The 13,087-nt window shown below is 63.1% G+C and carries 13 protein-coding genes and 3 pseudogenes; 7 read left to right on the top strand and 9 right to left on the bottom strand.

Annotated elements, in window-relative coordinates:
* The 6 genes from WKW80_RS36620 to WKW80_RS36595 form a co-directional block, all read right to left on the bottom strand.
* Positions 1-127 (bottom strand): helix-hairpin-helix domain-containing protein (locus WKW80_RS36620; protein WP_340368464.1); only part of this gene is annotated, 127 nt, incomplete at its 3' end.
* Positions 128-152: 25 nt separating this feature from the next.
* Positions 153-686 (bottom strand): CBS domain-containing protein, encoded by a 534-nt coding sequence (locus WKW80_RS36615; RefSeq protein WP_340368463.1) that lies wholly within the window; start codon positions 684-686, stop codon positions 153-155.
* A 130-nt stretch (positions 687-816) separates the two neighbouring features.
* Positions 817-1,245, bottom strand: a complete 429-nt coding sequence (locus tag WKW80_RS36610) for an Hsp20/alpha crystallin family protein (protein ID WP_340368462.1) — start codon at positions 1,243-1,245, stop codon at positions 817-819.
* A gap of 103 nt (positions 1,246-1,348) precedes the next feature.
* Positions 1,349-1,786: a universal stress protein gene (locus tag WKW80_RS36605; RefSeq protein ID WP_340368461.1), complete on the bottom strand. Its 438-nt coding sequence runs from the start codon at positions 1,784-1,786 to the stop codon at positions 1,349-1,351.
* Between the two features lie 23 nt (positions 1,787-1,809).
* Positions 1,810-2,004, bottom strand: coding sequence for a hypothetical protein (locus WKW80_RS36600; protein WP_340368460.1), 195 nt, complete (start codon positions 2,002-2,004; stop codon positions 1,810-1,812).
* Positions 2,005-2,165: 161 nt separating this feature from the next.
* Positions 2,166-2,993, bottom strand: a complete 828-nt coding sequence (locus WKW80_RS36595; RefSeq protein WP_340368459.1) for a Crp/Fnr family transcriptional regulator — start codon at positions 2,991-2,993, stop codon at positions 2,166-2,168.
* Positions 2,994-3,066: 73 nt separating this feature from the next.
* Here WKW80_RS36595 and WKW80_RS36590 point away from each other — a divergent pair, with 73 nt between their 5' ends.
* The 7 genes and pseudogenes from WKW80_RS36590 to WKW80_RS36560 form a co-directional block, all read left to right on the top strand.
* Positions 3,067-4,038, top strand: coding sequence for a SphA family protein (locus WKW80_RS36590; RefSeq protein ID WP_340368458.1), 972 nt, complete (start codon positions 3,067-3,069; stop codon positions 4,036-4,038).
* A gap of 91 nt (positions 4,039-4,129) precedes the next feature.
* Positions 4,130-5,125 (top strand): DUF1214 domain-containing protein, encoded by a 996-nt coding sequence (locus tag WKW80_RS36585; RefSeq protein ID WP_340368457.1) that lies wholly within the window; start codon positions 4,130-4,132, stop codon positions 5,123-5,125.
* Positions 5,126-5,165: 40 nt separating this feature from the next.
* Positions 5,166-6,221, top strand: coding sequence for a DUF1254 domain-containing protein (locus tag WKW80_RS36580; RefSeq protein ID WP_340368456.1), 1,056 nt, complete (start codon positions 5,166-5,168; stop codon positions 6,219-6,221).
* Between the two features lie 151 nt (positions 6,222-6,372).
* On the top strand, positions 6,373-7,860 hold the full coding sequence (locus WKW80_RS36575) for an arylsulfatase B (protein WP_340368455.1): 1,488 nt from the start codon (positions 6,373-6,375) through the stop codon (positions 7,858-7,860).
* Positions 7,861-7,876: 16 nt separating this feature from the next.
* Positions 7,877-10,264, top strand: a complete 2,388-nt coding sequence (locus tag WKW80_RS36570; protein ID WP_340368454.1) for an arylsulfatase — start codon at positions 7,877-7,879, stop codon at positions 10,262-10,264.
* On the top strand, positions 10,261-10,521 hold the full coding sequence (locus WKW80_RS36565; protein ID WP_340368453.1) for a tyrosine-type recombinase/integrase: 261 nt from the start codon (positions 10,261-10,263) through the stop codon (positions 10,519-10,521). Before WKW80_RS36570 ends, WKW80_RS36565 begins: the two co-directional genes overlap by 4 nt.
* Before the next feature lie 10 nt (positions 10,522-10,531).
* A pseudogene (locus WKW80_RS36560) lies at positions 10,532-10,973 on the top strand (IS91 family transposase); the annotation flags it as partial.
* A 54-nt stretch (positions 10,974-11,027) separates the two neighbouring features.
* Here WKW80_RS36560 and WKW80_RS36555 read toward each other — a convergent pair.
* From WKW80_RS36555 to WKW80_RS36545, 3 genes and pseudogenes are all read right to left on the bottom strand, one after another.
* Positions 11,028-11,603 carry a glycine zipper 2TM domain-containing protein gene (locus WKW80_RS36555; protein WP_340368452.1) on the bottom strand — a complete coding sequence of 192 codons (576 nt, stop codon included), beginning with the start codon at positions 11,601-11,603 and terminating at the stop codon, positions 11,028-11,030.
* 366 nt (positions 11,604-11,969) lie between these two features.
* Positions 11,970-12,230, bottom strand: a pseudogene (locus tag WKW80_RS37680) (Tn3 family transposase); the annotation flags it as partial.
* Between the two features lie 460 nt (positions 12,231-12,690).
* Positions 12,691-13,087 (bottom strand): annotated as a pseudogene (locus tag WKW80_RS36545) (ISKra4 family transposase); the annotation flags it as partial.

The raw sequence follows: 13,087 nt of genomic DNA, 5'->3' as shown, positions 1-13,087 counted from the left end.
CGAGCTCACCTAGCGTGTGCGCCGCATTGCGATAGGCGCGCACGCGAAAGCTGTTGGCGCCTTGCACTTCGAGCAGATCGGCGATCTCTGTGAAGATGCGCGCGACCTCTGTATTGACGATGGGCATGTGCCAAGCGGCGATGCCGCCGAACTCAGTGCGGCACCAGGGCTGTCGTCCAGCCGGCGGTTCCCATCGCAGGGACACGCAGGGGGAGGGGCTTCGACGTTTGCGCGACGTGGGTCGTTTCCGTGACTTCTCGCTGGATGCCGCTGCGGACGATACTTGCCAGGCCGGCCAGTTCCTTGGCGCATGCGCTGATCAGGTCGTCCAGCGAAAGGATGCCGACCACGCGGCCATCGCTGTCGGTGACCAGCGCACGCCGTACGCCGCGAGCCTCCATCACCGCGATCGCAGCCGGAACGTCGGCATCTTGGGACAGGCTCGCGAGCTTGTCGCTGGCCAACTCGCCGACCTTGATGCCGTTGCCGTCGAGGCCGCGCGCCAGCACATCGACCACGAGGTCGCGGTCGGTGACGATGCCCGTCACGCAGGCGCCTTCCGGGGCACGGCTGGTGACGATGAGCGCGCCGACGTGATGCTCGCGCATCAGGCTGGCGGCCTGCACGAGGGAACTGCCGCTGTCCACGGCAACCATGCGCCGGGTGCAGATGGAACCGATGTTCATGTGAATCTCCTTCAGGCAAACGAATGCCGTGGCGCACGGGATTCGCGGGCTTCTTCCCGCATTTGCCGGTCCATGCAGCCAGCGGCGCGCGCGTCCCCTGACCGAAAGCTCCGGCCCGGGGAGAGGACGCTTACTGGATCACGATCTTCGAAGCGGCGTCCGGCGCCTTCTTCGGCAGCTCCAGCGTGAGCACGCCGTCGGCATATTTCGCCTGCACCTTCTTGTCGTCCACGTCCTGGCCGAGGCTGAAGCTGCGCGAGATCGAACCGTAGTAGCGCTCGCTGCGCAGGACCTTGTCGCCGTTGCCCTTGGTTTCCTTCTCGCTCTTCGTCTCGGCCTCGATGCTGACGACGTTCCCGTTGATCTTGACGTTAATGTCTTCCTTCTTCACGCCGGGGATGTCGGCCTTCACGTTGAAGGCGCCGTCGTTCTCGCTCACGTCGATGCGCATCTTCAGCGCAGCGGGCTCGCCCTCGAAGACGGTCGGTGAGAAGAAGCGGCGCAACATCGTTTCGAAGTCGTTGCCGAACACCGGGTCCAGCAGTCTCAAGTTGCTCATGGTGGTACTCCTCGAATCAAGGGAAGGTGTCGTTGCGCGCGGGCCCAATGCACCGCGCTGAATCCAATGTAGGCCGCGGCAACGAGGCGGATCTTGATATTTCTCAACCCGTGCTCGCGCGATGCGGGACTCGATGCGTCGCGTGCGGCGCTTCGCTTCCATAGATCAGGCGGTCGACGCCGTGCCGGCCGTGAGTGCCGATCACGATGAGGTCAGCGTGCCAGGCGATCGCCTCGGCGACGATGACTTCCGAACTGCGCGCCGCCAGGTTCTTCAGCAGCCGCGTCTGCACTTCGACACCATGCGTTGCGGCACGGTCGCCGGCACGCCGGAGGATGCGCTTGCCCGCGCGTTCCATGGCCGGGAGCGCGTCGTTGAAGAACACCTCGCAGGGCTCGAAGCCGGTGACGTGATCGGTGATCTCGATAACGTGGACGAGGCAAAGGGTCGCCTTGGCCAGCCTGGCCAGTTCGGCGGCCTCGTCCAATCCCTTGTTGGAGGTGTCGCTGCCGTCGACGGCCACCAGGATTCTTCGGTACATGGGGCTTCCTTTCCTTGGCCGATTCATGCTGGCGGATGCGCGGCCATCTCTCTTTCGAGCAGGCGGGTCCGCGTTTCGAGCCACCATGCCGGCGTGTCCCCGGCGAGCGTCTCCGTCGTGCAGGTGAACGGATGAAATCCCCGCTCGAAGCGGGTCGCGACGTGGCCATCCTCGAATGCCACCTCGGTGGCTGCGCCGAGCCACTTGCGCTCGCCCACCTTGTCGTCCCGCGCGGCACTTTCTAGACCCGTCCTTCGCAGTCAGGAAATTGCGCGCAAATGCGTCTGGGACCTGCGGAAAGTAAGACCCTGAGGCGCAAGTTTCACCGCGCTGTAGACGCCAAGCATGGACCCCCGCGGAAACGCGGCCCTGCACGGCGTCAGTCGACCGATTCCTCGTCCGCGAAAGCGAGGAGTTCCCGCATGTCCAAAATCTTTACTTCCCCATAAGAAAGCTCGATCAATCCTTGCCTCTCAAGCTGGCTCAACAGTGTGTTGGCGGTTTGGCGGGCGCAGCGCGCGAGGCAGGCCAATCGACTCTGATTCACCACCAGAGTGCCCGAGTTGCCCTTTAACTTCTGGTCGCGAGCCAGGATGTGAATCAGTCGCGCCATGCGCTGCTTCGAACCAGTGAGCACCGAATGTGCAGTCCATTCCGCCAGGAGCTTCATGCGGTAATCGATCTCGGCAAGCACCCAAGGGTAGATCTGCGGGTGTCGTTCAACAAACGCGCGCACGTGGGTGACCGGCAAGGCGATGAAGAGACTTGGACCACTGGCGTAGAAATCGACCGCGGGCGGCTCGGGAACGAAGCAAGGAAGCCAAGTCGCCCAAGCTCCCGCCCCGATGTCGGCCAAGGCCACCTCGTTGCCGGAAGCTCGACGCACCACCAGTCCGATGCGTCCTTCAACCACCAGCCTCAGGTGTTGCAGTGGCAGGTGAGCGGCGTTCAGCAGCGTCGGGATCTCATATCGTTCCACTCTTGCGTGGCTCGCCAGCGCATCGAGAAACGGAGGTTCAAGTCGACCGAACAGCGTGGCTTGGAGCATTCCCCGGACGTCGAGGCCACAGGCAACGGCAGTCATCGCGAATACTTTTTCATGTTTGTCGGATCCCGGACATTCGGGGTAGGTCGGAGCGGCTAACGTATTAAGGGTGCGTGCTCCATGGATCATGCGCCGTGCGCGAAGATCGTCCTTGACATTCATCAAGGACGCCGATCGCGAACTCCATAGAGCCCGGCGCGACTGCACCGGCCGATGAAGAAATCACTACTCTGAAATGAAGTTGCCCGCAGCACGATTTGCCGCGCACACGTTACTTGCCGCCGACTTGACAGGTTGCCTGTGGGGCCATGCGAACGCTGAGGAGGGCGGAAGCGGCCACTACGCGCCGGGCTCGATGGCGTCGTTCGTCGATGCCGTGGCGCCTCAGGAGGCGTTTCTGCTGCGTGTCAACCTCGTCAACTATGCAGGCTCCGCCAGCAAGGACGTGGCACTGCCGATCGCCGGAACGACGGCTCTTGGTGTCGATGCCAATTCGACCGCCTTCGGGCTGACGGCATTCTGGCGGCCGCCGATTGAGACCGGCGAAGGCTGGAGCTATGCCATAAGCGCCACAGTGCCCTACGTATGGATGAGCGTCTCGGCCAGCGCCACCGCTGGCAAATACGGCGCCTCCTTGTCCAGCAGCAGCGACGGCCTGGGCGACATGGTCCTGATGCCGTTGATGCTGAACCAGAGTATCAATCCCGACCTCAACATCAACTACCGGCTGGCGTTCTACGCCCCGACCGGCAGCTACGAAGTCGGCCGGCTGTCTAACACCGGCAAGAACTTCTGGACGGTCGAGCCGATCATCGGTCTCATTTACCTGGGCAAGCAGAACGGCGTCGAGGCCAGTCTTTTCACCGGCATCGACTTCAACCGCGAGAACCCGGCGACCCAATACAAGACGGGCGCCCAGTTCCACGTCGACGGCACGCTGGCGCAACACTTCCCGTGGCAAGGCGGCTTGGCGGGCGTGGGCCTGACCGGCTACTTCTACCGTCAGGTGACCGACGACAGTGGTCCAGGTGCGAGCCTCGGCGCCTTCAGAGGGCAGACGACCGGTCTGGGCCCGGTCGCTTCCTTCGTCACCAAACTTGGCGGCCACGACGTGATCGCCGAACTCAAGTGGCTGCACGAATTCGAGGTCCAGAACCGCCTGAAGGGCGATTACGTATGGCTCAAAGTTGTCTACAAGTTCTACTGAATTTCTTCGGCTCGCGTAGTTTCTGACCCGAACATTCAACCCAATTGACGCGAAGGAAACAAATGCCCTGTCAATCACGCGCCCTGACCATTTGTACCGCCATTTGCTGCTGCCTCGTCGCCGCCTCAATACAAGCATACAAGCAGCCGAGCCCGTCACGCCCGACAACTTCCTGCGCGCGGAGACCGACAGCTACTTCAAGAAGAAAGTCGACGATGGCATGTTCGGCAAGTTCGTGCACGTGAGGGAACCTGCCCCCGCCGACAAGCAACTGATAGTGCGCATGAACCGCGACACGCTGTACTCGTTCGGTGTCTTCGATCTTGCCCAGCCGGTGACCATCCTTAAGCCGGACCCCGGCAAGCGATTCCAGTCCATGGTCGTGATCAATGAGGACCACTACATCAAACTCACCGCCTACGAGGCGGGCGAGTACACGTTGACCCGCGAAATGATCGGTACCCGCTATGTCCAGGTCGCCTTCCGCACCCTGGTGAACCCAGCCGACCCAGCAGACGTCAAAGCGGCAAACGCCCTGCAAGACAAGATCATCGCGCGGCAGGTTTCACCGGGAAATTTCGAGATTCAGGACTGGGATGCCGCTTCCCAGAAGAAGGTTCGCGACGGCTTGTTGTTGATGGGCAGCACGCTACCGGACAGCAAGCGAATGTTCGGCGATGTTGGCGAGGTCGACCCGATTCGCCATCTGATTGGGACGGCCGGCGGCTTCGGCGGCAATGCAGAGGAGGATGCGGTCTACCTGAACGTCAACCCGGCGCGGAACGATGGCAGCACACCCTTCACTTTGAAGGTGGAGAAGGTCCCGGTGGACGGCTTTTGGTCGGTCAGCGTCTACAACGCCGACGGCTACTTCGAGAAGAACGCGGTGGGCGTCTATTCGCTCAACAACATCACGGCGAAAAAGGACAGCGAGGGCACCGTCACGATCCACTTCGGCGGCGATCCGAAGCATTCGAACTACATCCCCATTGCAAAGGGATGGAACTACACGGTCCGCCTTTATCGGCCGCGCGAGGAAGTCCTGAATGGTTCCTGGAAATTTCCGGAAGCGCAAATAGCTGAGTAAGGCCAACCCCACGTCTGATCGGCTTCGGAGTCAAGAACCTATGAAAAATCTAGTCAACACGTTCTGGATCGGTTTAACCGTCAGCATCGCTACGATGGCACCCGCTTGCGCTACGCAGGTCGACACCGATGCGGAGAAGCCGGCCATCGAGGTGACGGTCAAGAACTTCGCGCGCGCCGAGTCAGACAAATACTTCGGCGACACAGTGAAGCTCGGTGGATTTGGCAAGTTCTTCCACTATCGAAGGCCGACTCCGGTCGATGACCAAAAGGTCGTCAAGATGAACCGGGATACGCTGTACTCTGCGGCCATCTTCGACCTTGATGTTGGACCTGTCACAGTCACGCTTCCCGACGCAGGTCGACGCTTTATGTCGATGCTGGTGATTAACGAGGGTCACTACGCACCCGTGGACGTCGCATACGCACCAGGACAGTTCACGTTCACCAGGCAGCAGTGCGGCACGCGCTACATCATGGCGGCGATCCGGACGCTGGCTGATTTCGAAGATCCGTCCGATGTCAAGGCCGCCAACGCCGTCCAGGACGAGATCGCGGTGCGGCAAACCGGTACGGGCAATTTCGATGTGCCGAATTGGGACCCGGTGTCGCAAGGCAAGATCCGCGATGCGCTGGCGGTGTTGCAGAGCATGAGCGGGGCCACCAGGGAGAGGCGGATGGGCAGGAAGGAGGACGTTGATCCAATCTTCCACCTGATGGCGACTGCCACCGGCTGGGGGCTCAATCCACCGGAAGCAGCCGTCTACAACAACGTGTATCCAAAGGCGAATGACGGCAAGACGGTGCACACACTTACCGTCAAGGACGCGCCCGTGGATGGGTTTTGGTCGATCAGCGTCTACAACGAAAAGAACTTCTTCGAGAAGAACGCGTTGAATTCGTACTCGACCAACAACTTGACGGCTAAGCCGAACGCAGACGGCTCCTTCACGGTCCGGTTCGGTGGCTGCACGGAGGCCTCGCCCAATTGCCTGGTGACGCCCGCCCGCTGGAGCTACCAGGTGCGGCAATACCGGCCACGCGAGCCAATCATCGATGGCAGCTGGAAGTTCCCGGAAGCGCAGCCCATCCAATGACCACACCACCTAAGCCAAAGACGCATGGCCGATTTGTCCCCTGACAGCTCGAATCGCAGTCGATCGCCGGCCAGAAGCAGGCAAAGCGTCTGCCCTGCATTTTTCATTTGGCTCAAGGTCATCCAAGAGTTTCTTTGAAGGCATACTTTCCATGAAATCGTTCCGCAAACTCAAGGTGGCGCCCGCCTTCTGCCTGGCCTGCCTGGCGCTGCCGCCGGCCCTCGCAGCCGATGTCAGGCCGCCCAACGTGATCGTGATTCTGGCCGATGACCTCGGCAACGCCGATGTCGGGTACCACGGCAGCGACATCAAGACCCCGAACATCGACAAGCTCGCGATGGAAGGCGTCCGCCTCGAATCCTTCCACGGCATGCCGGTGTGTACGCCGTCCCGGGCGGCGCTGATGACCGGCCGCTATCCGATGCGCTACGGGCTGCAGACGCTGGTGATCTTTCCGAATCACACCTATGGGCTGCCGACCGATGAAAAAACGCTGCCTCAGGCCTTGAAGTCCGCAGGCTACCAGACGTCGATGGTGGGCAAGTGGCACCTGGGGCACGCCGATCGAAAGTTCTGGCCGCAGAACCGGGGCTTCGACCACTTCTACGGCAACCTGGTCGGCGAGGTCGACTATTTCACCAAAACGCGCGGCGGCATCGTGGACTGGCAGCGCGACGGCAAGTTCGCCCAGGAAAAGACCTACTACCTGACGCTGATCGGCGACGAAGCGGTCCGCGAGATCGACGCCCAGGACAAGAGCAAGCCCTTCTTCCTCTACTTCGCCTCGCTGGCACCGCACGCGCCGTACCAGGCCCGAAGGGAAGACGAGGCCCGCTACAGCGGCAGCATCAAGGATCCGACGCGCCTCACCTACGCAGCCATGATCACCTCGATCGACGACCAGGTCGGGCGCATCGTGTCGGCACTCGACAGGCGCGGCCTGCGCGAGAACACACTGATCGTCTTTGCGAGCGACAACGGAGGCCCGCGCAGCGCCGTCGTCGCGAGCGGCGCCCACTCGAAGGAGGAACGCACCGAGAGCGGCGTCCTGCAAGAGTCGCTGCCGGCGAGCAACGGCAACTTGCGTGGCGGCAAGGGCAGTCTCTACGAGGGCGGCGTCCGCGTTCCAGCCTTTTTCAACTGGCCGGCACGGCTCAAGCCTGCAGTGGTCAATGAGCCGGTGCACATGGTCGACGTGATGCCGACCGTGCTGGCGCTGGCCGGCGTGCAGCCGCAAGCGGGCGACAAGCCGCTGGACGGCAAGGACCTCTGGCCCACGCTGGCCGAGGGCAAGCCGACGCCGCACGAGGACATCCTGGTGAACGTCGAGGCCTTCCGCGGCGCGATCATCAAAGGCAACTGGAAGCTGATGAAGCTCGCACTGCTGCCCGGCAAGACGGAACTGTTTGATCTCGCTGCCGACCCGGGCGAGAAGACGGACATCGCCGCCCAGCATCCGGAGGTGGTACAGGACCTCAGCGACCGACTCGTGGCATACGCCGAGCAGCAGAAGCCCAGCGAGTGGCTCAAGGCACAGCCCGACTATCTCGGTGCACAAGGCAAGACGGTGTTAGATCCGGACTTCGACATCGACGACGGTGGCACACCGCACCTGAAGACCGTGCTGCCGAAGCACTGAAGGCAGAAGGGCCCCCATGAACAATTTCCGCCTGCTCGGCGTTGCGCTTGCCTGCCTCGGACTCGCGGCGGTGCCGCACGGCGCCGCTGCCCAGGGCAACTCGGCGCATGCCGACGGCTCGGTGCTACCTTTTCCGCCAGTGCCTTCGGCCAGCATCGCCCGTCCGCGCCTGCAGGACTCGGTGCATCAGCGGCGCACCCAGCCCCAACATCTGCAGCCGGACGCGCCGAACGTGCTGATCATCCTGCTGGACGACGTTGGCTTCGGCCAGCCCTCCACCTTCGGCGGCGAAATCGCAACGCCGACGCTTTCGAGGCTGGCCCACGAGGGGATCAGCTACAACGCATTCCACACCACGGCCATCTGCTCGCCCACGCGCGCTGCGCTGCTCACGGGCCGAAACCACCAGCGCGTCTCCAGCGGCACGATCGCCGAGCGAGCGGTCGATTGGGACGGCTACAGCGGCGTGATTCCCAAGACATCGGCCACGGTCGCGGAGGTGCTGCGCAACTATGGCTACCAGACCGCGGCCATCGGCAAATGGCACAACACGCCCGCCGACCAGACTACGGCCATGGGCCCCTTCGATCGCTGGCCGACCGGACATGGTTTCGACTACTTCTATGGCTTCCTCGCCGGCGAGACTTCGCAGTGGGAGCCGCGCCTCGTCGAAAACACGAACTTTGTCGAACCGCCGCACGACGATCAATATCACCTGAGCGAAGACTTGGCGCAGCACGGCGTCGATTGGTTGCGCAGGCATCGCGCTTTCTCGCCCGACAAGCCTTTCTTCCTGTATTGGGCGCCGGGTGCCGGCCACGGACCGCATCAGGTCGCCAAGGCCTGGTCCGACAAGTACAAGGGCAAGTTCGACGATGGCTGGGACGCCTACCGCGAGCGCGTGTTCGCGCGCCAGAAGCAACTCGGCTGGATCCCAGCCGATACGCAACTCACCAACCGCGACCCCTCCATGGCGTCCTGGGAAAGCATCCCCGAGGCGCAGCGCCCGTTCCAACGACGGCTGATGGAGGTGTTCGCGGGATTTGTGGAGCATGCCGACGCGCAGGCTGGCCAAATGATCGACGAACTTGAGCGCGAGGGCATCCGCGACAACACCATCGTCATCTACATCTTCGGCGACAACGGTGCGAGCGCCGAGGGACAGAATGGAACAATCAGCGAACTTCTGGCGCAGAACGGCATTCCGAACACAGTCGAGCAGCAGATCGCCGCACTGGACCGGCTGGGCGGGCTCGATGCTCTGGGCACAGCCAAGACCGACAGCATGTACCACGCGGGTTGGGCCTGGGCCGGCAACACGCCGTTCAAGTACACCAAGCTGGTCGCTTCGCACTTCGGTGGCACGCGCAACCCGATGGTGATCTCCTGGCCGCGCCGCATCAAGCCCGATTCAACCCCGCGCGCGCAGTTCCATCACGTCAACGACATTGCGCCCACGCTCTACGAGGTGATCGGCATCAGGCCACCGAAGGTGGTCGACGGATTCAGGCAGGACCCGATCGACGGCGTGAGCCTGGCCTACACCTTCGACGATGCGCGGACGCCGACGCGCAAGAAGGTGCAGTATTTCGACAACAACGGCAGCCGCGCGATCTACCAGGACGGCTGGATCGCGGCCACCTTCGGGCCGCTGGTTCCGTGGCTGCCCGGCGCGCCGGGCCTCGCCGACTGGGATTCGGCCAAGGACCGGTGGGAGCTCTATGACCTGCGGCGCGACTTTTCGGAGGCCGACGACCTGGCCGCCAGGGAACCGAAGCGCCTGGCCGCGATGCAGAAGATCTTCGACCAGCAGGCGATAGCCAACAAGGTGTATCCGGTCGGAGCGGGCATCTGGTTGCGACTGCATCCGGAGGACCGGATCAAGTCGTCCTACACCCATTGGGACTTCGACGGTTCGACCCGCCGCTTGCCGGAATTCTCGGCGCCGGGGCTGGGACGCGAGAGCAACACCGTGACGATCGATGCGACCCTGGGCGCCAGCGCCTCCGGGGTGCTGTACGCCCTCGGCGGCGCAGGCGGCGGCCTGACGCTCTACATGGACAAGGGTCAACTCGTCTACGAATACAACATGATGATCATCGAGCGCTACATCGCGCGTTCGGCAGAGCCATTGCCGGCGGGCAGGCATCGCATCGAGGTCAGCACTCGATTGGCCAGTGCCGCGCCGCTGGCTCCGGCTGCCATCGTGCTGACGGTCGACGGAGTGGAGGTGGCGAAAACCGCTGTCGCTCGCACGGTGCCGGCCGCGTTCTCTGCCAGCGAGACCTTCGATGTCGGCATCGACCTGGGATCGCCCGTATCGCTCGACTACTTCGATCGCCGGCCCTTCGGCTTCGACGGGCGCATCGACTCGGTTAAGATCGACATCGACCCGAGTCCATGACAAAGGCACATCGTGCGGCCGGCATTGCCAAGCCGATCACCCCGCATTCGCTACGCCACGCGTTCACCACGCATCTGCTGGAGTCCGGCACCGACGTGCGTCGCATCCAGCTGCTGCTCGGTCACCGCAGCTTGGCCACAACCTCGCGCTACCTGAAGATCACCACCAGCACGGTGTGCGCGACCACCAGTCCGCTGGATCTGTTGCCTGAGGTTGCGCCGCTGCCGTCCGAGCCGACCCCGCCCCCGGTGTTCTGAGCCGGCAGCGATGCGAGCCATCGGGCTCGAGGTGGCGGACATCTTCCGCCAGGTCGGGCCTGCCTACTGTCAGGACCACGCTGACGCGATCAGCGGTGGCAGCGTCGTGTCATGCGCGCCATCGAGCGCTGCCGCACGGCGGCGCTGGGCGGCCACGTCGAGCAGTGCGATGCCTGCGGCCACCAGCGCATCGCCTTTAACAGCTGTCGGAATAGGCATTGTCCGAAGTGTCAGTCGCTGGTTCGCGCACAGTGGCTGGAAGACCGGCTGGCGGAACTGCTGCCGGTCGGGTACTTCCACGTGGTCTTCACGGTGCCGCAGGAGATCGCGGCCAGAACAAGGCCATGGTCTACGACATCCTGTTCCACGCCACCGCCCAGACCTTGCGCACCATCGCCGCCGATCGCCGGCACCTGGGTGCCGAGATCGGATTCATTGCGATTCTGCACACCTTGGATGTGCGCGATCTGACGTATATGCGCTAGCTGGCAGGAAATGTCCGGCCGCTACTTCTTCTGGCTGCTCACCGGCTGCAGCGAGTCCCCCTTCACCGTCACCGCCTGGCCGACCGAAGGTGCCGTGCTGGTCTGGACCGTGCGGATCGAACCGTCCTGCATCCGCACGCTGACCTCGTAGACGGTCTTTGTGCTCTCTTTTTTCTCGACCGTATTGCCCGCGTAAGCGCCGCCGGCCGCGCCAGCGACGGTCGCGGCTGTCCGCCCCCTGCCGCTGCCGATCTGGTGGCCGATCACGCCACCCACCACACCACCGGCTACGGCACCTACACCCGAGCTGGGCTTTGAGCTTTTGGCCGGGTGCACGGATTCGACCTTGCCGCAGACGGAACAGGGCTTAGACGACATCGCGGCAGGCGCCTGTTTCGCGGGCGGCGCCGTCTCGGCTTGCGCCACGGTCAACTCGGTGGCCTCAGGCGCGCGGGCCGGGGTCGGTGCCTGTGCCTGTCCCACCCCCGAGGCTGGTTGGACGGCCGTTATGGCCATGAACGCGCAGATCGCCGCCCACTTCGGTTGCGTCGGTACGCCGGCCGCAGCGTTAGGCCGTCTGGATGAAGTCGATGCCATGAGGTTCTCCCTTCAATTCCTGGTGCGAAGGCACTGGGCGCACTCAGGAGCATCACCAATGCGCGGCGCCTGTCAATACACTGCAGTCACCAACTTTGCGCCTGGCTGTCTGCTCTGGAGCGAATTCCGAGCCGACCTCGAAGTTTAGTCAAGACCTTTATGTTTCCCACGGCGAACGTCGGCGCGCCCTTCAAGTAGATCGGCACGCAACTTGTCGCGCTTGACGACTATCACGAAGGCGGTTAGAGGACGCTTTCCGAGTTGCGCCGCGTATTTCTTGTTTGATTGACACGCTTTGGCTTTCGAGGCCCGATGGGTTGAGCACGTCCTGCGCGGTGCCCGCGCGCTGCATCGCATGAAGGCGGTTCAACCTTGGCGGCCGCGCCCGATGAGGCGTGCCGGCTGCAGCAGCGCCGAGGCGTACGCGTCGATCCTGCAGCGGAAGGTCCCTCGGAAGTTGATATGCCCGAAGTGCACCGGCCCGATGCGGCGCAGCCAGGCATCGTCAATGTCCATCCTGTCCGTGCGCATGCGCTCGACCACATCGTTCATTCGGCTGGTGTTCCACGCCAGCACGATGTTCGTCAGCAATGCGTGGGAGCCATGACTGAACGTCCCGTCGATGCCGTACAGATCGACGAACCGTTCATAGCGCGATTTCGACCACACCCCCTTGGGGTGGTCGTTGCGCGGCCGAATGGCCACGCGCCTTCGACCATAGCTGACTGGCGCCGTCCATGAACGGTCGGTGGCGGTCCGGCACGCGCTGTGCCATGCGGTCGACCGACTTCTGGATCGGGTTGTCGCGGTGGTACTGCTCGGCCATGATGGCGGGCGAGCTCGTAGAACGATGACACTGCGGCCAGGATGCGATTGATGGTTGTTGCGGCCAACCGCAGCGCGCGGGCAGGCCCTGTTGCGCGATCGCAAGCGCCGGCATCAACCGCTGCACGCGATTCGTGGCCGTCACGGCTCGCAGGTACTCCAGGAACTCGATCGAACGACGCGGGGTGAACTCGTCCCATGCCGAGCCGGTACTCGCTAAGAATTCCCATAAGTGTTGAAGAGAGCGTTCGATTTGGTGGGGTCAAGCCGTCAATGACAGCGTTGGGTCATTCGAAGGAAATCCTGGATACCAGCGGGCAAAGTCATCGCGCAGTTGGCCGTCGATGACGCGAACCCGTACCTGAAGCAGCAGATGCGCGCTGCGTGGATCCCAGCGCATCTGCTGCGACTTCGACATTCGCTTGTCGATCAGCTGATTGACCGCAGACTCCACAAAGGCGCTGGAGATGCGCCGGCCTGCTCGATAGCGCCTTCCATAGTTTGGCAACGAGTCCGAGTTGTTGCGCAGGTAGCCAATCAATTCGAGAGTGAGCTTTCGAATCCGGCGCGCGGCCGGTTTGCGGCACACCGTCGATTTGCCAAGGACGTACAGCATCGCCGCCAAGCGGCGCATAGCTTCCGGCGCTCGCCCATGCCAA

Source organism: Variovorax humicola, from assembly GCF_037889915.1.
GTDB classification, from domain to species: domain Bacteria; phylum Pseudomonadota; class Gammaproteobacteria; order Burkholderiales; family Burkholderiaceae_C; genus Variovorax; species Variovorax humicola.
Note: the sequence above shows the minus strand (reverse complement) of the source record. Positions and strands in the feature narration are given on the sequence as shown.